The organism is Pseudomonas sp. B21-053, from assembly GCF_026016365.1.
GTDB lineage: Bacteria > Pseudomonadota > Gammaproteobacteria > Pseudomonadales > Pseudomonadaceae > Aquipseudomonas > Aquipseudomonas nunensis.
Genome location: NZ_CP087205.1, coordinates 2925592 through 2950942, shown reverse-complemented (window position 1 = coordinate 2950942; position 25351 = coordinate 2925592). Strand labels below are relative to the sequence as shown.

The 25351-nt window shown below is 59.9% G+C and carries 19 protein-coding genes; 4 read left to right on the top strand and 15 right to left on the bottom strand.

Annotated features, from left to right (window positions below):
- Nucleotides 1-86: 86 nt before the first annotated feature.
- Entirely contained in the window at nt 87-4826 is a 4740-nt protein-coding gene (locus LOY68_RS13620) for a dermonecrotic toxin domain-containing protein (RefSeq protein WP_265045137.1), read from the top strand.
- Nucleotides 4827-4979: 153 nt separating this feature from the next.
- On the opposite strand, the gene LOY68_RS13615 is transcribed toward LOY68_RS13620, so the two are convergent.
- The 9 genes from LOY68_RS13615 to LOY68_RS13575 form a co-directional block, all read right to left on the bottom strand.
- Nucleotides 4980-7364 (bottom strand): efflux RND transporter permease subunit, encoded by a 2385-nt coding sequence (locus tag LOY68_RS13615; protein ID WP_163909771.1) that lies wholly within the window; start codon nt 7362-7364, stop codon nt 4980-4982.
- A gap of 29 nt (nt 7365-7393) precedes the next feature.
- Nucleotides 7394-8446 carry a WD40/YVTN/BNR-like repeat-containing protein gene (locus tag LOY68_RS13610; protein WP_163909770.1) on the bottom strand — a complete coding sequence of 351 codons (1053 nt, stop codon included), beginning with the start codon at nt 8444-8446 and terminating at the stop codon, nt 7394-7396.
- 527 nt (nt 8447-8973) lie between these two features.
- The gene (locus tag LOY68_RS13605) at nt 8974-9291 is read right to left on the bottom strand and encodes a hypothetical protein (protein WP_265045134.1); all 318 of its coding nucleotides are present in this window, start codon (nt 9289-9291) and stop codon (nt 8974-8976) included.
- A 427-nt stretch (nt 9292-9718) separates the two neighbouring features.
- The gene (gene pepN / locus LOY68_RS13600; protein ID WP_265045133.1) at nt 9719-12376 is read right to left on the bottom strand and encodes an aminopeptidase N; all 2658 of its coding nucleotides are present in this window, start codon (nt 12374-12376) and stop codon (nt 9719-9721) included.
- Between the two features lie 10 nt (nt 12377-12386).
- Complete coding sequence (locus tag LOY68_RS13595; RefSeq protein ID WP_265045131.1) at nt 12387-13217, bottom strand: DUF2797 domain-containing protein; 831 nt, start codon at nt 13215-13217, stop codon at nt 12387-12389.
- Nucleotides 13214-13474 (bottom strand): YeaC family protein, encoded by a 261-nt coding sequence (locus tag LOY68_RS13590; protein ID WP_054047564.1) that lies wholly within the window; start codon nt 13472-13474, stop codon nt 13214-13216. The genes LOY68_RS13595 and LOY68_RS13590 overlap by 4 nt, the downstream gene beginning before the upstream one ends.
- Before the next feature lie 33 nt (nt 13475-13507).
- Nucleotides 13508-14377, bottom strand: coding sequence for a rhomboid family intramembrane serine protease (locus tag LOY68_RS13585; RefSeq protein ID WP_265045129.1), 870 nt, complete (start codon nt 14375-14377; stop codon nt 13508-13510).
- Complete coding sequence (locus LOY68_RS13580; RefSeq protein ID WP_177332710.1) at nt 14374-15348, bottom strand: metallophosphoesterase; 975 nt, start codon at nt 15346-15348, stop codon at nt 14374-14376. Before LOY68_RS13580 ends, LOY68_RS13585 begins: the two co-directional genes overlap by 4 nt.
- Nucleotides 15345-16235 (bottom strand): NAD(+) kinase, encoded by an 891-nt coding sequence (locus tag LOY68_RS13575; protein WP_010459816.1) that lies wholly within the window; start codon nt 16233-16235, stop codon nt 15345-15347. The genes LOY68_RS13580 and LOY68_RS13575 overlap by 4 nt, the downstream gene beginning before the upstream one ends.
- A gap of 105 nt (nt 16236-16340) precedes the next feature.
- Here LOY68_RS13575 and LOY68_RS13570 point away from each other — a divergent pair, with 105 nt between their 5' ends.
- On the top strand, nt 16341-17291 hold the full coding sequence (locus tag LOY68_RS13570) for a DUF1853 family protein (RefSeq protein ID WP_265045124.1): 951 nt from the start codon (nt 16341-16343) through the stop codon (nt 17289-17291).
- Between the two features lie 130 nt (nt 17292-17421).
- Here LOY68_RS13570 and LOY68_RS13565 read toward each other — a convergent pair whose 3' ends face one another.
- The 3 genes from LOY68_RS13565 to LOY68_RS13555 form a co-directional block, all read right to left on the bottom strand.
- Nucleotides 17422-18705 (bottom strand): arsenic transporter, encoded by a 1284-nt coding sequence (locus LOY68_RS13565; RefSeq protein WP_054047553.1) that lies wholly within the window; start codon nt 18703-18705, stop codon nt 17422-17424.
- A gap of 224 nt (nt 18706-18929) precedes the next feature.
- Nucleotides 18930-19187 carry a hypothetical protein gene (locus LOY68_RS13560; RefSeq protein ID WP_265045122.1) on the bottom strand — a complete coding sequence of 86 codons (258 nt, stop codon included), beginning with the start codon at nt 19185-19187 and terminating at the stop codon, nt 18930-18932.
- A 247-nt stretch (nt 19188-19434) separates the two neighbouring features.
- Nucleotides 19435-19995: an NADPH-dependent FMN reductase gene (locus LOY68_RS13555; protein WP_054047551.1), complete on the bottom strand. Its 561-nt coding sequence runs from the start codon at nt 19993-19995 to the stop codon at nt 19435-19437.
- Between the two features lie 176 nt (nt 19996-20171).
- Here LOY68_RS13555 and LOY68_RS13550 point away from each other — a divergent pair, with 176 nt between their 5' ends.
- Complete coding sequence (locus tag LOY68_RS13550; protein ID WP_054047549.1) at nt 20172-20432, top strand: hypothetical protein; 261 nt, start codon at nt 20172-20174, stop codon at nt 20430-20432.
- Nucleotides 20433-20520: 88 nt separating this feature from the next.
- Nucleotides 20521-21414, top strand: coding sequence for a LysR substrate-binding domain-containing protein (locus LOY68_RS13545; protein WP_265045120.1), 894 nt, complete (start codon nt 20521-20523; stop codon nt 21412-21414).
- Here the strand turns inward: LOY68_RS13545 and LOY68_RS13540 are convergent.
- The 3 genes from LOY68_RS13540 to dnaQ form a co-directional block, all read right to left on the bottom strand.
- Nucleotides 21380-21994, bottom strand: coding sequence for a GNAT family N-acetyltransferase (locus LOY68_RS13540; protein ID WP_163909762.1), 615 nt, complete (start codon nt 21992-21994; stop codon nt 21380-21382). The two genes, LOY68_RS13545 and LOY68_RS13540, sit on opposite strands and share 35 nt — an antisense overlap.
- 14 nt (nt 21995-22008) lie before the next feature.
- Nucleotides 22009-24264 (bottom strand): Orn/Lys/Arg decarboxylase N-terminal domain-containing protein, encoded by a 2256-nt coding sequence (locus LOY68_RS13535; protein WP_054615074.1) that lies wholly within the window; start codon nt 24262-24264, stop codon nt 22009-22011.
- Between the two features lie 200 nt (nt 24265-24464).
- Nucleotides 24465-25238, bottom strand: a complete 774-nt coding sequence (dnaQ, locus tag LOY68_RS13530) for a DNA polymerase III subunit epsilon (protein WP_413787180.1) — start codon at nt 25236-25238, stop codon at nt 24465-24467.
- Between the last annotated feature and the right edge of the window lie 113 nt (nt 25239-25351).

Genomic DNA, 25351 nt, shown 5'->3' with positions numbered 1-25351 from the left:
TCGACATCTGTGCGGTAAACGGGTACCGCCCCCCTCGCCCGTCGACGCTTTATGTTCAAGGTCTCAGCCATGCAAAGGACTGCCTCATGCCCGCCGTTTCATCATCGACTGTCACAGCCGATTCCACCGACATCATTGCCCGAACGATCAGCGCCCGGTTCAGCTCTCGCCCGACCCTGCGCTCGGTAACCGCCAGCCTGCTCAAGGAAGACCTGCTGGAAAAATACCCGTCACTGGATTTCGACCCCTACCGAACCCGCCTTGCACAACCACTGCCGGAGGGTGGCTGGCGCCTGACACTGCTGCTGGAAGTGGCGCTCACGTACCTGGCAAGCGGTAAACCACCGCTACTCAGCGAACAATATGGCCGCGCCTGTTTCCTCACCAACAAGGCTCCGACGCGCCTGACTCTCGACAGCACCACCCGACGCGAACCGGACATGCAGGTCATCGCCGACGTCATCCGTGAGTTGCCGACCCTTGTGTCCGTCGCGTATCAGCAAGCATTGACTGACTACTGGAATGAGCCGATCAACGCGGGGGCCAGCCACTGGCAATGGCTGGGGGATCTGCTGAACGGAGTATTGAAAACGGCGGCGATACAGCATGCGCCGATCAATACGCTGCACGCCGAGATCCTCACCGAACTGACCCGCCATCCCGACAAACAGGAGCGCGTCCAGGCACCTTGGGCAAAAGGCATCATTCACGCCTGCACGCTTGAAACAACCCTGAACATCGATCAGCAATCGGTCAGTCTGCAAAGTCCTGACATCCTGGTGGCCTGCGGTGAAACCCTGCTGCTGTGCAGCGTGAACGGCACTATCGAAGCGTTTCCTTCCATGGAAGCGTTCGGCCAGGCCTGGGCAGCGCGGTTTCAACGCACCTTCATGGCCGACACCATCATCTGGAAACGCTTTGAGCCGGACGGCAATATCTTCGACACCCAGGCCGCCCTGCTGCTGAACCAGCAACTGGACGATCTGGCCGCGTTCAAGCTGCCTGCTGGCCTACCGCTGGACGCGCTGGAAAAACGCTTCGCAGCGATCACCGATCTGGCGGCGCTGTTCGTCACTCCGTCGCGCGCCCAGACTGCGAACCCGATGCTCTTCCAGCACATCGAGTCAAACCTGCCCGAGTGGCTGCAACGCGCCACCCCCATTGATCGCATGGCTTACCGCAAGCATGTGCTGGAACACGCCAGCATCAAGCAACAAAACCTGGGCAGCACCTTCCACGCCGGCATCGATGACCTTCACAGCTTTGCCAACAAAGCCTTGCACCAACAGATGCTGCTGGACCAGCCAATGGCCCCCGGTTACGACCCTGACGAACTGGAACTGACCTTCCATGTGCCGGTCGGCGACCTCGGCAGCGGCTACATCGAGCCGGTGAAAATGTCGCTGACCGAGTTGGCGATCAAGAACCTGGCAAGCAAACCCAAGGGCCGGATGAGCGTGCGCCACACCGCGGGGCAACTGGTCCAGGACTGGACCACCGAGGCCTATCTGCTGGAGCTGGTGACCCGGGTCGACATCGGCAAACACTTCCCGGAATACATTCGCACTGAACTGCTGACCGACACGCCCGAAACGCGGGAACGCCAGCGATTGTTCAGCCTGGAACTGGCCGTCAGCTTGCCAATGCTTGCACTCGAACACTCGATCAAGGCTGAACAAGGTTTCACCCGCCAGGGTTACCGCTACGTCGCGGCGCTGATGCACAAGACAACGGCAGAGCGCTTCGTCGACGACCAGGAAATCGTTCTGCGCCCGCTGGCCTTCCAGCGAAAGGCTGACGCCGAATGCGACGTGGCCGGCAACCTGTTTATCATCGAACCCCGAGACTTGAAGGCCGATGGCCCGCACATTCTCTACCGCCCGCTGTACTCACCGGCGCTGCACCAGTACCCGAACCGCCAAGCCTTGTTGAGCGCCATCGCAGAGCCGGGTCCATTGCAGATCAGCGTGCTGACCTGGTTGCCGGATCGCGCCCGCCCGATCTACGACAACAACGGTTTCAACGAGCCGCACATCGTCCACTTCCATGCCGGTGATGAGTTCACGCTGCCGCAAAAACCTGAGCCAGCGCGGTTGGTGGGCGACGAAGCCGCCGCTGATTGGCTCACGGCGCTGCAACAAGGTCATTTGCTGGCTCGGCTATTTGAAAGCAATGCCAATGCGCTGGCGGAACAGGGTGCTCGGCAATCGGTGTCCAACGCCGAGAGTCGCTGGGCGATCATTCTCGAAGGCGGCTGGCTGGTGTTCAACAACCTGATTCTGCCGATGCTGCGCGGCCCGGTCATGCTGGTGGGCTGGATGCTGCAAATCACCCACAGTCTGATCCAGGACCTTCCCGCCCTGGACAGTGATGACGTCACGGCCCGGGAGCAGGCTTGGGTCGACGTGCTCCTGAACCTGGGGTTGGTGCTGTTGCATGTGGCGCAGAACAGAGGCGTAGTCGATGACCCGATTGCCTCCCTGCAAACACCCGTGGCCCTCGATCCGTTGCGGCGGCCCCTGCCCCACATTGCAGATGAAAGCGTGGTGACCCAGGCAACACCGGGACGACCGTCAGAGCCACCGGGCAGCGGCCACACCCTAATGGATTTCAACCTGTCGTCGGCACGTGACTCGGCCACCGCCCGATTGTTCGAACAATTGAAAACCGTGCGGGTGCCATGGCCGGACTCGCTCCCGGAACCGGTTTCCATCGGCGCCTTCCAGGGCCTGTACCGAATCGACAACAAATGGCACGCCCCCCTCGCCGGCTTGCTGTTTCGCGTACGGATCGTGCCGGGCTTCGGTGAGGTTTTCCTGGTGCCGCCGGAACACCCTGACCATCCAGGAATCAAGCTCAGGACCAATGGCCGTGGCAAATGGATGCTGGATCAGGGCCTGCAACTGGTCGGTGGCGGCCCGAAAATACGCATAGCCGATGCACGCAGAGCCCGACGTGAGCGCATTCAAGAGCTGGCCCTGTGGCGCCAGGAGTTTTTTGCGCAGCAGAATCGAGTGCAAAAACGTGTCGATATCGCGGAAAACCTCATGGGCCTCAAAGACAACAACCCCGCCAGCACGAACCAAGAGCGTGCGACATTCACGGAACGCTATGTCGCCGAGCTCGACAAGCAAACCGACGCCTACACCACGCTGCTTGACGGGCTGAGAGAGACCAGCGCGTTGACGGACGCGCCCCTGGACCACTCACTGGTTTGCGATGTACTGGGCAACATCATCAAGAATATTCGCAAGCGGATTGTGAAGGCCGACGACGCTCGAACCGCCGCCAATGCCCGGTACAGCGAATTCGCCAGTAATGTGCAGCAACTGTATGAAGCCTTGTCTATCGAAGGCCAGGCCGTGGTGACGCGATACTTCGACTTCATCCGTACCACCGGTGAAATCAATGAAACCATGATCCGGTCTTACGAAGAGATCGACAGGCGAATCAAGGAGCTTGAGCAGATCCCGATGCTGGGCGCCAAAGCCTTGGAGGAATTGAACGAAAACCGACCGGGAAATGAACTGACAGCCCTGCGAGTCAAGTCCTATCAATTGATTATCTTGCGCATCCTCAGCGTCAAGATCCTCGGAACCGAGACCGCCGATGCCCTGGAAATGGCTGTCGAGCCGTTGCTGATGTTGTCCCGGTCCCATGCAGAACTGCAGACCGATCACGTGTATGAACACGGCGATCGTATCGCCGTGCTGGACAGCCTGGTCCGTCACTACGGCAACTCGCAGGATGCCTTGGGCGGTATCGGGATCTTCAGGGCCGATGAGTTAGTCATGCCGGTGTTCAACCGCCTGCGGGAGATCATTGATCAGCTACGTATCGACGCCGAACAGCGCCTGGCCGAGGAGATTCAACAGCTTCCACCCGCATCGGATGAACCCGACCAGGCAGCCTCGTCCCAAGCACCCGGCACATCCAAAGAGGCAGGAACGAGTAAGAAAAAGCCGAAAACCCCGTCCGCTCCGGCCGGCAGAAAAAAAGTCATCAAAACGGACAAAGGCATCTTGATCGGGGATTTACGTCCGCGCACTGCCGATCAGGGCGGTGACATCGTCGACATCAACGGCCCGCTGGACGACAAGCCTCTGTTGTCGTTCCATGAACACGAGCCCAATGTCTGGGTTGAGATAGTCATCGCCAAAGAGCCAGCCTCCAAAGCATCATCGATTGCCTACCCGCTGCTCAAGGGAGATGCCCGAAAAACCCTGGCCAAGGTTGATGATCAGGTGTTCAAGATTGATGGATATGCCAAAGGTGCGAGCTCGCCCAAGGAAATCGAGGAGCAACTGCAACGCGAGGCGAAAAAGCTCACCGGGTTTGCCGATAAGCTGGAAAACCACGAGGACGCACCGTCAGGCAATGAAAGAGATACCGCCCTGGTCGCCGAGCTTCGTAGCAAGGCTATGGTCCTCGAGAGAAAGGCAACGGAATTGCGCACCCGCATGACGCTGGATCAGGCGCCCACCAGTGAGGGTGTGGAATATCTGTTGCAACACGATGTGATTCACGTTGTAGCCATCGGCCGCCGAATCCGGTTGAAAACCGGACGCCGGGACTTCATGCAGGAATATGCCCTGCGGGACGCTGATGATGCTCCTGTCTGGTACGCACACTTTCACTATGCCGATTTGCTGGACGACAAGGCCGCTTACACGACCGCGCATCTGAAAACCGAAGCGCAACGCCTCGAAACCTACGAGTCGGCGATGGCCAAGGCGAAGGATCCGAAACAGAAAATCGAGATCTATCATGGCGCCATTAGCGAAACACTGGCCCGAGATCATTTACTGCCATTGGAACCGAACTGAGCACGCATGAAAAAGCCGCAACCTGAGGTTGCGGCTTCTGTTGAAGATCCAATGTGGGAGCGGGCCTGCTCGCGAAAGCGGTGTGTCAGTCGACATCAATGGTGAATGTCAGTCCGCATTCGCGAGCAGGCTCGCTCCCACAGGAGTGTTCGTTTAGTGGGCGAACAACGAATTGCCCTTCTGCCCTGCCAGTTTCTCCGGTTTGATCAGGAACCGCGCCAGCGCTGGCAGCAGCCACAGGGCGCCGAACATGTTCCAGAGCAGCATGAAGGTCAGCATCAGGCCCATGTCGGCCTGGAACTTGATTGCCGAGAAGATCCAGGTGCACACGCCGATGGCCAGGCACAGACCGGTGAACAGCACGGCTTTACCGGTGGACTTCAGCGTCTGGTAGTAGGCCTCTTGCAACGGCAGGCCGGCACGCAGGAAACTTTCGAGGCGGCTGTAGATGTAGATGCCGTAGTCCACGCCAATCCCCACGCCCAACGCCACCACCGGCAGGGTCGCGACTTTCACGCCGATGCCCATGAAGGCCATCAGTGCGTTGCCGAGTACCGAGGTCAGCACCAGCGGCAGCACGATGCACAAGGTCGCCGCCCAGGAACGGAAGGTGATCATGCACATGGTCGCGACGCAGATGTACACCAGGATCAGAATCGTCAGCTCCGATTCCTTGATCACTTCGTTGGTTGCCGCTTCGATCCCGGCGTTACCCGCAGCGAGGATGAATTCCAGGCCGTCCTTGTTGTTGTCCTTGGCGAAGTCCTGCACCGCATGCACCGCACGGTCGAGGGTCGCTGCCTTGTGATCGTTGAGGAACACCAGCACCGGTGCCAGGGAACAGCTGTTGTTGTACAGGCCATCAGCCCGGGCAATGGAGTTGTTCAGCACGTCCGGGTTGCGCGACAGGGTTTCCCATTTCAGGTTGCCCTCGTTCATGCCCTTGATCATCTGCTTGGACACGGTCACCAGCGAGATCGCCGACTGCACGCCCTCGGTGTTCTGCATCTTCCACATCAACTCGTCGATCGGCGCCATGGCTTCATAGCGCGAGCAACCTTCGGACTTGGTCTTGACCATCACCACCAACACATCGGAGCTGGTGGAGTAGTTGCTGATGATGAAGTTGTTGTCCTTGTTGTAGCGCGAGTCCGGACGCAGCTCTGGAGCCCCTTGATCGAGGTCGCCGATTTTCAGGTTCTGGCTGTACCAGAGGCCGCCGCCGAAAGCGATCAGAGCCAGGGCAATCGATACAGGAGCGACTTTCGGGCTGGCGAAGTTCGACAGCAGGCGCCAGAACGGGTGTTCGCGGTGCGCGTCTTTCTTGCTGCGTTCCACCGCACGTTTGCTGATGCCGACATAGGAGATCGCCACCGGCAACAGGATCAGGTTGGTGAACACGATCACCGCCACGCCGATGGACGCGCCGATGGCCAGTTCGCGAATTACGCCGATGTCGATGATCAGCAGCGTGATGAAGCCCACCGCATCCGCGAGAATCGCGATCATCCCCGGCAGGAACAGCTGGCGGAACGTACGCCGTGCAGCGGTCAGGGCGTTGTCGGCCTCGCTGGACTGCAAGGCGATCCCGTTGATTTTCTGTACGCCGTGGGAAATACCGATGGCGAAGATCAGGAACGGCACCAGCATCGAATACGGATCGAGCCCGAAACCGAAGAAGTGCATCAAGCCGAGTTGCCAGACCACCGCCACCAGCGTCGTACTCAACACCGCCACGGTGCTGCGCATGCAGTTGGTGAACCAGTACAGCAGGATCAGAGTGATGACGAAGGCGACGCCGAAGAACATCACCACCATCACCAGACCATCGATCAGGTCGCCGACTTTCTTGGCGAAACCGACGATGTGGATCTGCACGTTAGGGTTCTGTTTTTCAAACTTGTCGCGGATCTTGTCTTCCAGCTCGTGGGAGAACTTGCGGTAGTCCAGGGCCAGCAACTTGCCCTGGTCTTGCGGGTCCGGATAGGACTCCAGCAGCGGGATATCGACGATGCTCGACTTGAAGTCGTTGGACACCAGGCGCCCGACCTGACCGGACTTGAGCACGTTGTTGCGCAGCAGGTCGAGGCTTTGCTGGGAGCCGTTATAGCTCTGCGGGATCACCTCGCCACCGGCGAAGCCCTCCTCCGTCACCTCGGTCCAGCGCACGCTCGGGCTCCACAACGACTTGAGGCCGGAACGGTCGACCCCGGAGATGTAGAACACTTCGTCGTTGATCTGGCGCAGGGTCTCCATGTATTCCTTGGAGAAGATGTCGCCGTCAGTGGCTTCAACCGAGATCCGCACGGTGTTGCCCAGGTTCGCCAGATCGTTGCGGTGCTCCATCATCTTTTGAATGAACGGATGCTCGAGCGGGATCATTTTTTCGAAGCTGGTGGACGGCCGGATCAGCGTCGCTTGCCAGAACAGGAAGATACTCACCAGCAGGCATATGACGATCACTGCCGGGCGGTTGTTGAAAATCAGGCGCTCAAGAAACGTCGCCTTGTCTTGGTGGTGACTGGTCAATGATGTCATAGCTTCGCCCTTCTTATTATTTGCCCGGTTCACTTGCCAAGCTCAGCGCCGGTTGGCGAAGTGGCGCGAACGCCGCCCTGTCCTGCCAGAATCAGATTGCCGTTACCTGCTGCGGTGACCGCCGACACGGAAATCCGGTCCGGGCGGTTGAACACGGTGAAGGTTTCGCCGTTGTCGCTGCTGCTGACCACCGAGCCGCCGTTACCGACGATGACGATGGAGCCATCCTCCAGCAGCGTAGCGCCGGACAGCCCGAACTCCAGTGTGCCGCGCGCGGCCTGGAGTTGAACTTGCTCCCACGTGCTGCCGAAATCGGTGGAGCGGTAGAGATTGCCGCGCAACCCGTAGGCCAGCAGGGTGTTGGCCTGTGCGGTGCCGATCACGCCGAACAGCGAGCCTTCGTACGGGCCTTCGAGTTTTTCCCAGGTCTGGCCCCAATCGGCGGAGCGGAACATGCTGCCCTGCTCCCCGACGATGAACAGCCCGGCATCCTTCACGGCGGCGATGGCGTTGAGGTGGAACTGGTCTTCGTTGTCGAGGCGGTCGCTGGCGTCTTCCCAGTTCTTGCCGCCGTCAGTGGTTTCCATCAACGCGCCATAGGCGCCCACGGCAAAGCCGCTGTTGACGTCCTTGAACCAGACGTCCAGCAGCGGCGATTCGCGTTTCAGGTCTTCGAATTGTTTGGTCCAGGTGACGCCGCCGTCTTCGCTGGCGAGGATCTGCGCGTCATGCCCGACGGCCCAGCCGTGTTTGTCATCGACAAAAAACACCGCCGTCAGCAGTTGCCGGGTTGGCACCTTGGCCTGGGTCCAGGTCGAGCCCTGGTCATCGGAATACAGAATGTGCCCACGATCCCCGACCGCCACCAGGCGCTTGCCGGCGTGGACGACGTCGAGCATCAGGCTTTTGGCAGCCTTGGCGGATTCAACGGAATAGACCGCATCGGCGGCCGGCGCGTCGGCGGCCAGCACCGGTGCCGACCACATGGCACAGCCCAACAGCGAGAGCGCTGTAGCCAGCAACGCGATTTTGCGTAGTGCCGGCGGGCGGCAGATACCCACACCCATGACAGGCTCACTCATAGACCTTCCCCCATTATTATTGTTAGGTCGTTCAACCTTTCAGGGCGCCGTAAGGGTGCTCTTGGTGATTGGTTGGTTGGAGCATAGTCCTGAAACCTGCAATCTAGAGCCCCTTCGGAAGCTGGCTTATCCTATCGGGCTTTGGAAAGGTCTGACAATCGACGCCACGTTATGTTTTGTTAACCTGGGGGGTTGGGGGGAGTGGGTGAATGATGGGGTATTAGGTGGAGTGATTTGGGGTTTGGGGTTTTGTGTGAATATCCGTTTTTTCGGTAACGGCTGATTTTGGGGTTTGGGGGTTTGGGTGTATATCCGTTGCTGCGGTGATGGCTGATTGTGGTTTCGCTCTTACAGCGACTCACTTTTCCAGACGCCGAAAAGTAAGCAAAAGGCTTCGCCCCGGCGTACGGCACCTCGCTACGCTCGGTGTTCCCTCGCTACGGTGTCCATCAGGGGGCATCGCCTACGGTCTGCTTCGCGACGACCTCCTCTCGATGTGTGCGGCTTCGCCGCACGGCGCTACGCGCCTAACCCCCTGATGAACACCTACGCTTGGCCTGCCGAAGGGGCGAGAGATCAAGATCAAGATCGACATCAAAATCAACGTCAAAATCAACGTCAAAAGCCACAGCCACAGCCACAGCCACAGCCACAGCCACAGCCACAGCCACAGCCACAGCCACAGCCACAGCCACAGCCACAGTTAGGTCAAAATCCAGATCCAGATCCAGATCCAGATCCAGATCCAGATCCAGATCCAGATCCAGATCCAGATCCAGATCCAGATCCAGATCCAGATCAAAAGATCGCAGCCTTCGGCAGCTCCTACACGATTCTGCGTGCACCGCCCGCCCCTCACCACTCAACAGGCCGAGCGTTAGCTCGCCTGCAGCTTTTGATCTTGCTGTGCCCGCCCCTTCGGGAGGCTGAGTGGAGGTGTTTATCTGGGGGTGGGCGCGTAGCGCCGTGCGGCGAAGCCGCACACATCGAGAGGAGGTCGAAGCGAAGCCGACCGTAGGCGATGCCCCCAGATGAATACCGGAACGAAGGAACGCCGAGCCTAAGCGAGGGGCCGGACGCCGGGGCGAGACCTTTTGGTTCCTTTTGGGGCGTTTGCCAAAAGGGACTCGCCGTAAGGGCGAAACCCTAAGCCGCCGTTACCGCAGAAACGGATATGTACACCAACACCCCCCATCGCGAATGAGGACGCCTTCGCGGGCAAGCCTCGCTCCTACAGGGGGCCGGGAGCCCCCCGAAAGAACCAAGCCAAACTCAGGCCAGGCTTTTACTGACCACCTCAAACACATCACTCGAAAGTTGACCCGAAGCGCGAATCCGCTCCAGCTCCCCTTTCATCAACGCCTGACGCGCGTCGTCATACTTGCGCCAGCGAGTCAAAGGCGCCAACTGCCGAGAAGCAATCTGCGGATTAAACCCGTTCAGCTCAATCACCAAATCCGCCAAGAACCGATACCCGGAACCATCAGCCGCATGGAAGTTAATCAAATTCTGCCCGGCAAACGCCCCAACCAGCGCCCGAACCTTGTTCGGGTTCTTCATATTGAACGCAGGATGCTCCATCAACGCCTTCACCCGCGCCAAACCACCCGGCAACGTGCTGCCCGCCTGAACACTGAACCACTGATCCATAACCAGCGGATTATCCTTGAAGTGCTCGGCGAAACTGGCCAGCGCCTTGGCCTTCTCATCTTCGAACGACGAATTGACCAACACCGCCAACGCCGTCAAACGCTCGGTCATGTTGTCGCTGGTCTCGAACTGCTCCAGCGTCGCCGCCAACACTTCCGGCTTGCCACTCAGCATCAAGTAAGACAGCGCGATGTTCTGCAACGCACGACGCGCAAAGTGCTCAGCCTCGGCCACGTATGGGGTTTTCTTCGACAGATCGCGGTTGGCCTGGTAACGCAGCCACAGCGCTTCGAACAAGTTGTCCGCCAACTGCTTGCGCACAAACTCGCGAGCGATGTGGATCGCATCGACATCAGCCACTTCGCTGATTTCAGTCAGGTACGCCTCACCCGGCAACGAAAGCATTTCCGCAACCATGGCCTGATCCAGCGTCTCGTCGGACAGCACGGTGCGCAATGCAGAAATCAGCCGCTGATCGAGTACCAGCGTCTCGCCCTTCTGCTGCTGGGCGATCAGTTCTTGCAGCACCTGCACCGACAGTTGCTGACCGGCATCCCAGCGGTTGAAGCCGTCGCTGTCGTGCTGCATCAGGAACATCAGTTGATCGCGGTTGTACGGGAAGCTCAGTTTCACCGGTGCCGAGAAACCGCGCAGCAGCGAAGGCAATGGCTGTTCGGCAATGTCGACGAAGGTGAAGGTCTGCTCAGCTTCAGTCACCGAAATGACCCGCGAAGTGCCTTGCGCCGACGCTTCGCCAGACAGACGCAGCGCAATCGCCGCGCCTTTGGAATCCAGCAGGCCCAACTCCACAGGGATCACGAACGGTAGTTTTTCAACTTTGTCCGGGGTCGCCGGGCAGCTCTGGCGGAAGGTCAGGCTGTAGGTTTTGGCCGCAGCGTCGTAGGACTCGCTGACGGCCAAACGCGGCGTGCCGGCCTGGCTGTACCAGCGTTTGAACTGGGTCAGGTCGACACCGTTGGCGTCTTCCATGGCCTTGATGAAGTCGTCGCAGGTCACGGCCTGGCCGTCGTGGCGATCGAAGTACAGGTCGCTGCCCTTACGGAAGCCTTCGGCGCCGAGCAAGGTGTGGATCATGCCGACCACTTCCGAGCCCTTTTCGTACACAGTCAGGGTGTAGAAGTTGGAAATCTCGATAAAGCTGTCCGGGCGCACGGCGTGGGCCATCGGGCCGGCGTCTTCGGCAAACTGGTGGGTACGCAGGTACGCCACGTCCTGGATGCGTTTCACGGTGGCCGAGTTCATGTCGGCGGAGAAGCCGGAATCGCGGAACACGGTGAAGCCTTCCTTCAGCGACAACTGGAACCAGTCGCGGCAGGTCACGCGGTTGCCCGACCAGTTGTGGAAGTATTCGTGGGCGACGATCGCCTCGACCCGCTGGTGCGCGGCGTCGGTGGCGGTTTCGGCCCGGGCCAGCACGGCGCTGGAGTTGAAGATGTTGAGGCCCTTGTTCTCCATGGCGCCCATGTTGAAGTCGTTGACCGCGACGATCATGAAGATGTCCAGGTCGTACTCGCGACCGTAGACCTCTTCGTCCCAGCGCATCGACTTCTTCAGGCTGTTCATGGCGTGCTGGCACTTGTCGATGTTTTCCGGCTCGACGTAGATGCGCAGCGCCACGGAACGCTCGGTCATGGTGGTGAAGGTGTCTTCGACACACCACAAGTCACCGGCCACCAGCGCAAACAGGTAGGCCGGTTTCATGAACGGGTCTTCCCAGGTCGCCCAGTGCCGGCCGTCTTCGCCAGGACCGGAGGCAATCGGGTTGCCGTTGGACAGCAGCACCGGATAGCTGTGCTGCTCGGCGACCACGGTGGTGGTGAACTTGCTCATCACGTCCGGGCGGTCGAGGTAATAGGTGATCTTGCGGAAACCTTCGGCCTCGCACTGGGTGCAGAACATGCCGCTGGATTTGTACAAACCTTCCAGCGCGGTGTTGGTTTCCGGGTGGATGCGCACGGTGGTGTCGACCGTGAAGCGTTCACTCTGGGGATGCAACGTCAGGTGGTTTTCGGTCAACACATAGTCGTCGGCGCTCAGCTCGCGGTCGGCCAGGTTCACCGTCAACAACTCAAGTTGCTGACCATCCAGCACCAGTGGCGGCAGGCCCGGGCCACGTTCAGGATTGCGGCGCATCACCAGTTGCGCATGGACCAGGCTGTGGTCCTCGAACAACTCGAAGGTCAGGTGCGTCTCGTCGATCAGGTACTCAGGCGCCTGATAGTCCTTCAGGTAGATCATCTTCGGTTGTTCGGTGCGCATGCTGGAGTCCTTACTGATGCACGGCGAGCTGATAGGCCGTGTATTTACGAATATTGATCACGCCGGTGTCGAAGATCAGGTACTGGCCCTTGATCCCCAGCAGCGTGCCTTCGGCAATCGGGTTCTTGTCCAGGTTGAAGCTGACGATCTTGGCCGGGTATTGCTCGATCGGATAGCGGATTTCGAGGACGTCTACATCGGCAATAGTCTGGATTGCCTGTAGGCCGAATCGTTCCTGCAAACCTTGCAAACCTTCGGCGCAGCTATCAAATAGCTGATCGCGAACCTCGGCCAGGTCCACCGATACCGCGTCGCCCTTGAGTAAAGCACGCCAATTGGTCTTGTCAGCCACTTGGCTGCGGAACAGGTCTTCGACGAAGCCCGACTGCTGACGGGTCGCGACGCGCATGATCGGCAACGCCTGGCGGGCGCCCTGGTCGATCCAGCGGGTCGGCAGCTGGGTGGCGCGGGTAATCCCGACCTTCACCCCCGACGAGTTGGACAGGTAGACGATGTGATCGGTCATGCAGAATTTCTGGCCCCACTCCGGCTCACGGCACGTTCCGGCGTCGAAGTGGCAACGCTCCGGGCTCATGATGCAGATGTCGCACTGGGCCAGTTTGGTCATGCACGGGTAGCAGTAACCCTGGCTGAAACTGGTTTTGGTTTTGCGTCCACAATGGGAACAGAATATCGCCCCCAGGTATTCCAGGCGCACGGTCGTGCCGATCAACGGATTGACCGGCACCTCGGTGTCGCCCAGACGAAAAGCGTACTGCACGTCCGGCCCGTCCAGGCGCGCCGACATTTTGCTGATTGCACCGCGGCCAATCTCGATCAATGGATGGCATCCGACTTGAACAGGATGTTCGGCACGCTGATCGATTTGGAGCTGCACTCCTGCGGGCCCATGTAGCCGGTCCGCTGTTCTTCGGGCAGGTTCTGGATTTCCCAGGCGATCATCGCTTGCAACGACAGTTCGCGTTGTTCGGCGGTGAGTTTGCCACCGTCGGACCATTTGCCGATTTCCACCGCCAGTTTCAGGCTCTGGTAGATATCGGGGGTGATGTTTTTGATCATTTCGTTAAAAGAGGACATCAGGGTCTCCGTGCTCTTTATTCAGTAACTGTTTTAGACGGCCAGTTTACGGCGGTTGTACAAACCACCCAGCAAACCGGTGAAGCATCCGATGAGCAACCCGCCGACGTGGGCCGCGTTGGCAATTTCGCCGAAGCCGATCATCGAGACCAGCCCGGACAGGCACAACACCAGCCAGACCAGCATCATCACCAGCACGCCGCGCGGCAGGCGATAGGCCGGGTTCGGCGACAGCAGCTGGAAGATCCAGCAATGCCCGAGCAAACCGTAGAGCACGCCGGACAACCCGCCAAACAGGGTCGCGCCGCTGAACCAATACTGGGCGTAGTTGGAAACCAGGCTGAACAGCAAGGTCAGGACGATCAGGTTGATGCTGCCCTGGCGCGCCTCGATGCGCCGCCCCAGTTCCCAGTACCACATGCCGTTCATGGCCAGGTGCAGGAAACCGAAGTGGATCAGCATCGGCGTCACCAGACGCCACCACTGCCCGGCCGCCAGGCCTTCATCCAGCGGCGTGAACTCGATGTAGTCGCCGATCACGCGGAAATCGAGGAAGGTGAACCAGTGCATGGTGGTGAGGTTTTCGCCCAGCACTGTCACGGCGCCGACGATCAGGCACAGCAGCAGAATGCCGGCGGTCGCCTTGCTGTGGCGCAACTGCTCGACAAAACCCGGACGCCGCATAGTTTGCGCCACCGGGATGTCCAGTTGCTGATCAGGATCACCCGCCGGGAAACGTTCATACAGCGAACGCACGTCCTCGCTGATGTTGGCCGGCACCCACAGCACCTGCTCGCCCGCCTCTTCGCTGACCCGATGGGGGACTTGCATGCGTTGCAGCAGTTTGACGAAGCCACTCAAATCCACCGCCAACGGCAGACGCAATACCGCCACAACACTCATTGCAAGGCCTCCGGCCGTTCGACGTCGACCCAGACAAATTTATGCGGGTCGAGACGGGTTTCCTGGTCCAGGCGATAAGCCACCAATTTGCCGTACAGCACCGCGCTGTAATCCAGACACGCGAGGTTAGGCCGGATCGGCGCCGGTTTGCCGCTGCGCCAGTAATGGCCGACGAACAGCAAAGGCTCGTCGACGCCGTAGCGCAACAAGGTGTTTTTCTCGGTGGACGACAGCGGCGTACGCGCCACCGGCTCCGGCAAGGCGTCGGGCTGGAACACGATGTCTCCGTAGGTTTGCGGGTCGTCTTCCCAGAACTTGGTGCGGAAGAACGAACGCGTCAGGCCATCGCCGCTGGTCATGGTCTGGCCATCGGGCAGGCGCATGTCGGTGCCGCGCAACAGGCGATCAAACACGGTGCAGGCGAAACTGCCCGGCACGGCGGAGGCCTGGAGGAAGTGTTCATCGACACAACCGTCGGGGAACAGCGCGCGCAACGGTTCGATCAGGCCCGAATCCCAACAAGCATGCACCACGCGGAAACGTCCGGCATCGACGAACAGCGGCAGTTCATAGAACCATTGCTGGAAGTCATGCCAGTCGGCGGGATGATCTTCGAATTGGGTCAGGGTTTCGCCGAGCAGCCGGGCATGCCGTGGCGTGTGCTCGCGCACGAACTGCTTGCCGCTGCCGGGTGGCGCCGGGGTGCTCCAGCCGAGGGCGTTGAATTCATGGTTGCCCATGATGCACAGCGCCTGGCCGGCCTCGACCATGTCGTGGACGATGTGCAGCGCTTCGCGAATACGCGGGCCGCGATCGATGATGTCACCGACGAACACCGCCATGCGCGACGGATGCCGCCAGACACCACCCTGTTTGTGGTAACCGAGCCGGTCGAGCAAGTGCTCAAGGGTCAGAGCGCAACCGTGCACGTCACCGATCAGGTCGTAGCTACGCGCGGGATCGAGCATCAGTCGCCTCCACCACCCAACCGACTGCCCCAGCCGAGCTTGGTCCGGCACACTTCGTAGTAGTTGTGGTCGAGAGGGTGAATCAGCCGCAACTTCTGGGCTTTTTTGCTGATGGTGATGGTGTCACCCGGCGCGCAGGTGAAATGGTTCTGCCCATCACAGGAGACTTGCGGGTAGATCTGCATATCCTTGGACACGACGATTTTCAGCTCACTGTTGCCATCGACCACAATTGGCCGGCCTGACAAGGTATGGGGGTACATCGGCACAATCACAATAGCGTCGAGCTTGGGATGCATGATCGGCCCGCCGGCGGACAGCGCATACGCGGTCGAACCGGTCGGTGTGGCGACGATCAGGCCGTCGGCCTTCTGGCTGCAGACGAACTGGCCGTCGATGTACAGCTCGAATTCGATCATGCGCGTGGATTTGCCAGGGTGCAGCACCACGTCGTTCAGCGCATCGCCCTGGCCGATGGCCTCGGCATGGCGGCGGACTTCGGCCTGCAACAGGAAGCGGTTTTCCACCAGATAGTGGCCGTCGAGCACTTCGGCGACTTTGACTTCCAGCTCATCGGGGCGGATATCGGTGAGGAAACCCAGGCTGCCACGGTTAATCCCGAGCACCGGGATATTGTGCCGGGCCAGGGCGCGTGCGGCGCCGAGCAGGCTGCCGTCACCGCCGACCACAATCACCATGTCACACACTTCGCCGAGCATCTTGCGCGACGAGGTTTGCAGGCCGTGCCCTGGCAGGACTTCGGCGATGGTGTCTTCGAGAATCACGTGCAGGTGACGATCGAGCAGAAACCGTTTCAGTCGGCGGACGGTATCCAGCACCTGCGAACTGCCCAGGCGACCGATGATGCCGATATTACGAAATTGCTCCATGGGGCTCCTGCGAGGTTCTGCGTCGGGCTAAAGCGACGATTATGGGCGAAAGCGCGGGATAGACAAAATCCTTTAAGCCATGACTTAAGAGGCTATGCTCGCAGAATGATCTTATTCCCGGATTTGCTCCAGCTACCCCACCAGTTACGCCACCCGGAAGTGCGCGACCTGGCGTGGGTCATCCTTGCGCCGCCGATGCTCGGCGAACCGCCGTGGCCGCAGCGTCATCCGCTGGCCGGCAGCGACTGGGTACAGGCGCCGGAGGGTCTGGAACGCTGGTTGCGGGAACTGGATCGCGACAGTTATGACTTGCTGCACTGGCTGGCGCAGTCGCGCACCCGACGCCTGGGCCTGTATTACGAACGCCTGTGGCAATACGCGGTGAAGCATGCACCGGGCATCGAATTGATTGCCGCTAATCTGCCAATCCGCCGCGAAGGTCACACCTTGGGCGAACTGGACATGCTGCTGCGGGATCGCGACGGCGTGCATCACTTGGAACTGGCGATCAAGCTCTACCTCGGGCCGCAAAACGGCGATGGGCATGACACGGCGACGTGGCTGGGGCCGGGTTGTCACGATCGGCTGGACCGCAAACTGGCGCATTTGAGTCAGCATCAACTGCCGATTTCTGCCCGCCCGGAAAGTCGCGAAGCGTTGGCGGCGCTGGATATCCAGCAGTTCAGTGCGCATTTATGGCTCGGTGGTTACCTGCTGTACCCGTGGCCGGGGCAATCCGCCTCGCCGAACGGCGCGCATCCCCAGCATTTGCGCGGTAGCTGGTTGCATCAGAAAGACTGGGCGGACTTTGTCGTGCAGCGGCCGTTCGGGCGTTGGCAACCCCTGCCCCGCCATGCCTGGCTGGCGCCGGCGCACTACCCGGTGGAGCAGACCTGGAACACTGAGCAGTTGGATGCCTGGCTCAATGAGTTGGACCCGTTGGCCCCGGCGCAGTTGATGGTGCGGTTGACCGAGAATGCCAATGGCGAATGGGAAGAAGCCGAGCGATTGTTTCTGGTGGCGGATCTTTGGCCGAATGTGCCTGGGAGTGGTTGAGATTTTGTGGTGTCTGGGCGGGCCTCTTCGCGGGCAAGCCTCGCTCCTACAGGGTTTGTGTCGAATGTGATTATGCGAACAACTCAAAACCTGTAGGAGCGAGGCTTGCCCGCGAATGGCCCGACGCGATTTAAACGGACAACCGCACAGCCAACGCCGCCAACGTCACCAACAACACCGGCACCGTCAGCACAATCCCGACCTTGAAGTAATAACCCCAGCCGATCTTAATACTCTTGCGCTCCAGCACATGCAGCCACAGCAACGTCGCCAGACTACCGATCGGAGTGATTTTCGGCCCAAGGTCGCTGCCGATGACGTTGGCGTAGATCATCGCTTCCTTGACCACGCCCGTGGCCTGGCTAGCATCAATCGACAGCAGGCCGATCAGCACCGTCGGCAAGTTGTTCATGATCGATGACAGCAGCGCCGTCAGCACACCCGTGCCCATCGCCGCGCCCCAGACGCCGTAACCGGCAAAGCCGTTGAGCCACCCGGCGAGGTAGTCGGTGAGCCCGGCATTGCGCAGGCCGTAGACCACTAGATACATGCCCAGAGAGAAAATCACGATCTGCCACGGGGCTTCTTTCATCACCTTGCGCGTGGAAATCTTGTGGCCGCGGGCGGCGATGCCCAGCAGCAGCGCCGCGCACACCGCGGAAATCGCGCTGATCGGAATCCCCAGCGGTTCCAGGGCAAAGCAACCGACCAGCAGGATCACCAACACGACCCAGCCGGCATAAAACGTGGCTTTGTCGTGGATCGCAGTGGCCGGGTCGTCCAGTTGTCCTGGGTCGTAAGCCTTGGGAATGTCCTTGCGGAAGAACCACATCAACATGCCCAACGTCGCGGCGACGCTGACGAAGTTGACCGGGATCATTACCGCCGCATAGCGGTTGAAACCGATGTGGAAGAAGTCGGCGGAGACAATGTTCACCAGGTTCGACACCACCAGCGGCAGGCTCGCGGTGTCGGCGATGAACCCGGCGCCCATCACGAAGGCCAGGGTCGCGGCGGGCGAAAAGCGCAGGGCCAACAGCATGGAAATCACAATCGGCGTAAGGATCAGCGCCGCGCCGTCATTCGCAAACAACGCCGACACCAGCGCCCCGAGCAACACCATAAAGGCAAACAGCTTGCGCCCGCTGCCCTTGCCCCAACGCGCCACGTGCAACGCCGCCCAGGCAAAGAACCCCGCCTCGTCCAGCAACAGACTGATGATGATCAGCGCGACAAAGGTGCCGGTGGCGTTCCAGATAATCTGCCACACCAGCGGGATATCGCTCAGGTGCACGACCCCGAACAGTAGCGCCAACACCGCGCCAAACACCGCGCTCCAGCCAACGCCGAGGCCTTTGGGTTGCCAGATCACCAGGGTAATGGTCAGCAGGAAAATCAACGACGCAATGAGCATGCACAGCAGCCTTGAAAGACAATCGGGTGGGGGGACATGCAACAGAGTGGAGGGTCGAGGCGATAATTCCGTGACGCGAGAAAAATTCCCCGCCACACCCAAATCCCCTTTGTGGGAGCGGGCTTGCTCGCGAAAGCGGTGGGTCAGTCAACATTGATATTGACTGGCCCACCGCTTTCGCGAGCAAGCCCGCTCCCACAGGGAAATTTCAGTTTGCCAGCAGACTACAACCTGATGACATGCCCCTCGACCGGCGCCACCTGCCCATGAAACAGCCGCGATATTACACGTTGCGCCGCCTCGTAGCCTTCACTCTCGACCACTTCAAGCAACGGCGTGGAAGTCGCGGTGACCAACCCGTAAAACCGCTGCAACCCTTCACCAATATGCTGGCTGACCTGCGAGCCGGACGTCGTGCGGCACCGTTGTTCAATGATGAAGTGCTGGCGATCGAACACCGGTTCACCGAACCCAAGCATCATCGGCGGCTGTTCCAGGAACTGTCGCAAAAATGGTGTGAGGCGTTTGCTGCGTGTGGGGTGGGCGGCGGTATTGCGTGGCGGCGCAAATGGCGGCTTGGCTATTGGAAATTGAAACGATGATCTGCGCCCGACTCGGTTACTAATGTGGGAGCGGGCTTGCTCGCGAAGGCGGCCTATCAGCCAACACCAATGTTGAATGTAAGGCCGCCTTCGCGAGCAAGCCCGCTCCCACAGGTTTTTTGGGGTGTCAGGCTTTTTTGTGTTGTTCGACCCACTGCCCGTACGCATTGATGAAACTCTGCAAGAACGGCTTCACCGATTCATTCAACTTGCCCGCCTCGTCGAACGCTGTACCGGCGCCCCCCAGATAGGCTTCCGGCTGCTGCATGCACGGCACATTGAGAAACACCATGGACTGGCGCAAGTGATGGTTGGCCCCGAAACCACCGATAGCACCCGGCGAAACACTGATCACGCCGCCCGGTTTGCCGCTCCAGGCACTCTTGCCATAAGGACGCGATCCCACGTCAATCGCATTCTTCAACGGTGCCGGCACCGAACGGTTGTATTCCGGGGTCACGAACAGCACTGCGTCGGATGAGCTCACTTGTTGGCGGAAAGTGCTGTAGGCTGCCGGCGGTGAAGCGCCATCGATGTCTTCGTTGTAGAGTGGCAAGTCGCCAATTTCGACGATGTTCAACTTCAGATTGGCAGGCGCCAGATCAGCCAGGGCCAATGCGACCTTGCGGTTGATCGATTCTTTTCTCAAGCTGCCGACCACAACGGCGATCGTATAGACGTTGCTCATGGAAGATTCTCGACTGTCCGATGGGAAGAGCCTGTAGTTATAGATGACGTTTCGATCAGCGGGCGAGCGAAAATCGCCGCCGCTGACTATTTTTTTCTTGTAGGAAAACTTACTTCGCCCAAGCACGGTCTACAGAACCGCAAATTGAGTGATTTATCTCCAGAGGTTCTAAGCAGATGGCAGCAGTACTCGTCGGTCAGTTCCATGCAAGAGACGCGGAAGGCCGCGTTTATTCCGTGCATGAGTTCCAGGAATCCAACCCGTCGGCAGACGGTGTCGAAGGCACGGAGCCTGTCACCACTTACAAACTGGCCATTGGCGATCGCATGAAAAAGCTCGATGACAATCGGTTCCAGTTGATCCAGTCGGATATCACCCTGACTCGCGAACCGGACACTTACATCGGTACCCTGCCGGAAACCACCGTCGCCTCATAACCCCGTGTTATGAGCAGAAGTCATATGCGCGCACTTGAGTTAGGATTCAGCCACTGACTCCCTCACCTGCTGAACATGGACTTCACGCATGCGTTTACGTCATATCGAAGTGATCCAGGCGCTCTTGCAGACCGGTCACCTGGGCACCGCCGCCGAATGGCTGCAGTTGCCGGTGGCCGAAGTCGAAGGGATTTTGCGCGACGCCGAGGGTCAGTTGGGCTTCATGCTGTTTTCCAGCGTGCGCGGCCGCTTGCAGGCCACGCGCGAGGCGCGGGAGTTGCAGGTCGAAATCGCCCACGTTTATGAAGCCCTCGAGCCGGTCCAGCGGCTGGCCAACAGTCTCAAGCAATACCTCGCGCCACCGCTGCGCGTCATCGGCACCCCGCCGTTGGCCCAACAGTTATTGCCCCACAGCATCGCGGCCCTGCGCCGACGTTTTCCCGATGCACCATGCACCCTCCTCAGCCAACCTACCCGCGAGATCGTCCGCAGCCTGTTGTTGCGCGAAAGCGATCTGGGCCTGAGCTTGCACGACCCCGACCACGCAGATATCGATTGCCAGGTGATTGCCCAGGGCAAGCTCCAATTGCTGGCGCCCCACGGCTGGCTGCAGCCGAAGCAGAAGTACGTGTCGGTGCAGGATCTGGCCGGCCAATCGATGGTTGGCCTCGACGGTCATGATCCGTTGAGCCCGGCGCTGGAAACCAAGTTGCAGGCGCTACGCCCGGCTCTGGTGATCCAGACTCGCGTGCAGACTCATCAGATGATGCGCAGCATGGTCGAGGCCGGGGAAGGCCTGGCCATCGTCGACCCGTTCACCGCGCTCGGCGCCAAGGCGTCCGGGCTGGATGCTTGCCCGTTGGCCCCGGCGGTGCCAATCAGCCTCTACGCCCTGACCTTGAAGAACGCCGAGCCATCACCGGCCGTTCAGGCGTTGCTGGCGATCATCACGGAACAAGCCGTGGCGATGCTGGCGAGCTGACCGGGTTTTCCAGCGGGTTATCGAACAATCGGTACCAGAACAACGCCACTTCGGCGGTGTTCGGGTCGATGCCGCGATAGCGCAGATGATCGATCCCGCCAATCACATAACCACAACGCTCGTAGAGCCGACAGGCGCCGAGGTTGTTGTTCTGGGTTTCGAGCATGATGCCCGGCAGTTTCTTCTTGCGACTCCAGAACTGCGCCACATCCAGCAGCGACTTGGCCACGCCATGCCGCCGGGCCGGCGCATGCACCGCCAGTTCGTCGATATGCGCAAAGCCGTTCCAGTTGGTACTGATCACCAGATGCCCCACCGGTTCGTCGTCCAGATACGCCATGAAAATCGCGCTGTCGGCGGCATCGCGGAAACTGCTGAACTCTTCCGGATCGATGCCGTAGCACTTTCGATAAGGGGTGATCGGCGTCACCGGCCACTGCGCCACCGGTTTGCCAATTTGCGCAGCACCGTAGGCGGCGACTTCAAAACTGAAATCGCTGCCCCAGATGTATGCGGCAAAACCATCGTCGGCAACCCGCACCGACAGCCCTGGGTATTTCGGATTCATGACCGGTTGCATACTGGGAAAGGTCCTCATTCCTTGATGCAATCGACGGTGTACAACCGCCCATTGCCCTCATCTTCGTGTTGCAATCCGTGCACATCGGCGACAAATCCCGGGAAGCTGCTGTCGAAGGTACGGGCGAATGCCAGGTAATCGATGATCGATCGAGTCGATTCGGTGAAGCGTTCGCCGGGCATGATCAACGGGATTCCCGGCGGGTACGGCACCAGCATCACGGCGGCGATTCGCCCCTCCAGGGCATCGATCGACACCGCCTCGACCTCACCGCGTACCAATTGATCATAGGCGTCGGCGGGCTTCATGGCGATTTCCGGAAGCACGGTGTACATGCGTTTCAGGTGTTTGGCCGTGGCGTTGCTGCGGTAACACGCGTGCAGTTGATCGCACAGGTCGCGCAAACCCATGCCTTGATAGCGCGCCAGATTCTCCTGGGCCACGCACGGCAGGCAACTGGCGAGACTGGTGTTGGCGTCGTAGCTGCGCTTGAACTCCAGCAGCTCGGTGAGCAGCGTGCTCCACTTGCCCTTGGTGATGCCCATGGAGAACAGCACCAGGAACGAATACAGCCCGGTCTTCTCGACCACCAGCCCGCGCTCCCAGAGGAATTTGCTGACCACCGCCGCCGGAATCCCGCGCTCGCTCAGTGCGCCGCCAGCGGTCAGGCCCGGCATGACCAGGGTGACCTTGATCGGATCGAGCAGCACGTAGTCATCGGTTACGCCGCCAAAGCCGTGCCAGTCGGCATCCGGTTGCAGCAGCCAGTCTTCGGTGATGACCTGGGTAATACCTTCCACCGATGGCGGCTGCCAGATGGAAAACCACCAGTCATCCGCCGCAATGTGCTGGCGCAGATTGGCCAGGGCGCGTCGAAAGCTCAGGGCTTCGTCGAACATTTCCTGCAACAGCGAACGCCCGGCCGGGCCTTCCATCATTGCCGACGCCACGTCCAGCGAAGCGATGATGCTGTACTGCGGCGACGTGGAGATGTGCATCATGAACGCTTCGTTGAAACGGTCGCGATCCAGTTGCCGCGCGCCGCCGTCCTGCACATGAATCATCGACGCCTGGCTGAAGGCCGCGAGCAATTTGTGCGTGGAATGCGTGGTGAACACCAGCGGGCCGTCCTCACTGCGCGAGGTGCCCATGCCGTAGCGCCCGGCGAAGAACTCGTGAAACGCCGCATAAGCGTACCAGGCTTCATCAAAGTGCAAGACCTCGACGCTGTTGCCGAGGTTCTGCTTGATCAGCTCGGCGTTGTAACAGAGGCCGTCGTAGGTCGAGTTGGTCACCACCGCCAGCTTGACCTTGGGCGCGCGGCCCTTGGTCAGCGGGCTGGCGTCGATCTTGGCCTGGATCGATTCGCGGCTGAATTCGCTCAGCGGAATCGGGCCGATGATCCCCAGCTCATTGCGCTCCGGGCACAAGTACAGCGGGATGGCGCCGGTCATGATGATCGAGTGCAGGACCGACTTGTGGCAGTTGCGATCGACCAGCACCAAGTCATCCCGGGCGACCATGGAATGCCACACGATTTTATTGGCCGTGGAGGTGCCATTGATCACGAAAAAGGTGTGATCGGCGCCGAAGTTGCGCGCGGCTCGTGCCTCGGCTTCGGCCAGCGGACCGGTGTGATCGAGCAGTGAACCGAGCTCCGGGACTGATACCGACAAATCCGAGCGCAGGGTGTTTTCGCCGAAAAACTGGTGAAAAGCCTGCCCCACCGGACTCTTGTGATACGCCACGCCACCGCCATGCCCGGGGGTGTGCCAGGAATAGTTGGAATCGGCGGTGTGCTGCACCAAGGCCTTAAAGAACGGCGGCAACAAACCATCCAGGTATTTGCGCGCCGCCCGGGCGACCTGGCGGGCGAGGAACGGCACGGTGTCTTCGAACAGATAGAGAATGCCGCGCAACTGATTGAGCTCGGCCATGGCATCGGCCGGGGCGTTTTCCAGGGTGACTTGTTCGCCCAGCGCGAAGATCGGTAAATCCGGCGCACGCACCCGCGCCAGGCCGATCAATTCGGCCATATTGTGTAACAAATGAGAATGGACGCTGGCGTCTTCGGCGGCGATCAACATGCACGAAAGGCCGTGATGGGTCGAGGCAACGAGCCGCCCTTCGGTGTAATCCACCGCACTGAGAATGCTGAAACCTTCTTGCTCCAGTTCCCGGGCGATACCCCGCACGCGGTCACCGGCAACGGTGTCGGCCTTGATGTCGCGGTGGACGATCAGGACCGGGAATTTCAAATCTTTATACATGGGGCTCAGTGTCCTGAGGCGGCAGACCGTGGTCTGCCAATTCCCTCAGGGTAGAGGGTTGCGGCGGATGTGGCGAGGATGGCACCTTGCCCCAAGGCATGATGGTGTTGCCAGAAATGAAAAGATCGCCGCCTTCGACAGCGCCTACAGGAGTACGCGATCCCCTGTAGGAGCTGCCGTAGGCTGCGATCTTTTACGGTTTACGCCTGAGCCTTGGCTTCGATCAACTGCTGCCACAACGACGGCGCACCGGCGGATTTGGCCACGGCCTCCAAGCGAGCGAGGTGCTGCGCGAGGTCATCTTCGCTGGCGCGGATGATCCGGGTCGGCTGGCGATCGGCCGGCAGGCGACGAATTTCGGTGGCGGAATTGTCCGCGCCCTCGCCCGAACCGTTGCCGTCAGACGCGTTACCCGCCAGAGACAGGCTGGTCTGGCCGCCAGTCATGGTCAGGTAAACGTCGGCGAGGATCTCGGAGTCGAGCAAGGCGCCGTGGAGTTCACGGCCGGAGTTGTCGACGCCGTAGCGTTTGCACAACGCATCGAGGCTGTTGCGCTGCCCTGGGTGACGTTCCCGGGCCATCATCAGGGTATCGAGGATCGAGCAATGCTGGGTGATGTCAGCGCGATCGTGCTGGCCCATCAGCGCGAATTCGTTGTTGATGAAGCCAACGTCGAACGCCGCGTTATGGATGATCAGCTGCGCGCCCTTGATGAATTCGAAGAACTCATCGGCCACTTCGGTGAAACGCGGCTTGCCGACCAGGAATTCGTTGGTGATGCCGTGAACGCCGATGGCGCCCTCATCACTCTCGCGATCCGGTTGCAGGTAAACGTGAAAATGCCGGCCCGTGAGGCGCCGACCGATCAACTCGACACAACCGATTTCGATAATCCGGTGGCCGTCGGTCACCGGCATGCCGGTGGTTTCGGTATCGAGTACTACCATTCTCTGAGGAGAAAATTTGTCAACCATGGCACTGCTCTTCCTCGAAAACCTTTAAATCAATGATATCACTCAGCATTTCCTACAGCCACCTGTAAAAAAAATGTAAACGACAATTGTATAACCATGACATACCGGACAAA

Bases quoted from the DNA above. Each gene is read 5' to 3' on its own strand.
- LOY68_RS13550 (WP_054047549.1), top strand. From the start codon at position 20,172: ATGGCAGCAGTACTCGTCGGTCAGTTCCATGCAAGAGACGCGGAAGGC.
- LOY68_RS13555 (WP_054047551.1), bottom strand. From the start codon at position 19,995: ATGAGCAACGTCTATACGATCGCCGTTGTGGTCGGCAGCTTGAGAAAA.
- LOY68_RS13585 (WP_265045129.1), bottom strand. From the start codon at position 14,377: ATGAGTGTTGTGGCGGTATTGCGTCTGCCGTTGGCGGTGGATTTGAGT.
- LOY68_RS13615 (WP_163909771.1), bottom strand. From the start codon at position 7,364: ATGACATCATTGACCAGTCACCACCAAGACAAGGCGACGTTTCTTGAG.
- LOY68_RS13610 (WP_163909770.1), bottom strand. From the start codon at position 8,446: ATGAGTGAGCCTGTCATGGGTGTGGGTATCTGCCGCCCGCCGGCACTA.
- LOY68_RS13545 (WP_265045120.1), top strand. From the start codon at position 20,521: ATGCGTTTACGTCATATCGAAGTGATCCAGGCGCTCTTGCAGACCGGT.
- LOY68_RS13565 (WP_054047553.1), bottom strand. From the start codon at position 18,705: ATGCTCATTGCGTCGTTGATTTTCCTGCTGACCATTACCCTGGTGATC.
- LOY68_RS13590 (WP_054047564.1), bottom strand. From the start codon at position 13,474: ATGTCCTCTTTTAACGAAATGATCAAAAACATCACCCCCGATATCTAC.
- LOY68_RS13540 (WP_163909762.1), bottom strand. From the start codon at position 21,994: ATGCAACCGGTCATGAATCCGAAATACCCAGGGCTGTCGGTGCGGGTT.
- LOY68_RS13570 (WP_265045124.1), top strand. From the start codon at position 16,341: ATGATCTTATTCCCGGATTTGCTCCAGCTACCCCACCAGTTACGCCAC.
- pepN (WP_265045133.1), bottom strand. From the start codon at position 12,376: ATGCGCACCGAACAACCGAAGATGATCTACCTGAAGGACTATCAGGCG.
- LOY68_RS13575 (WP_010459816.1), bottom strand. From the start codon at position 16,235: ATGGAGCAATTTCGTAATATCGGCATCATCGGTCGCCTGGGCAGTTCG.
- LOY68_RS13620 (WP_265045137.1), top strand. From the start codon at position 87: ATGCCCGCCGTTTCATCATCGACTGTCACAGCCGATTCCACCGACATC.
- LOY68_RS13535 (WP_054615074.1), bottom strand. From the start codon at position 24,264: ATGTATAAAGATTTGAAATTCCCGGTCCTGATCGTCCACCGCGACATC.
- dnaQ (WP_413787180.1), bottom strand. From the start codon at position 25,238: ATGGTTGACAAATTTTCTCCTCAGAGAATGGTAGTACTCGATACCGAA.
- LOY68_RS13560 (WP_265045122.1), bottom strand. From the start codon at position 19,187: ATGATGCTTGGGTTCGGTGAACCGGTGTTCGATCGCCAGCACTTCATC.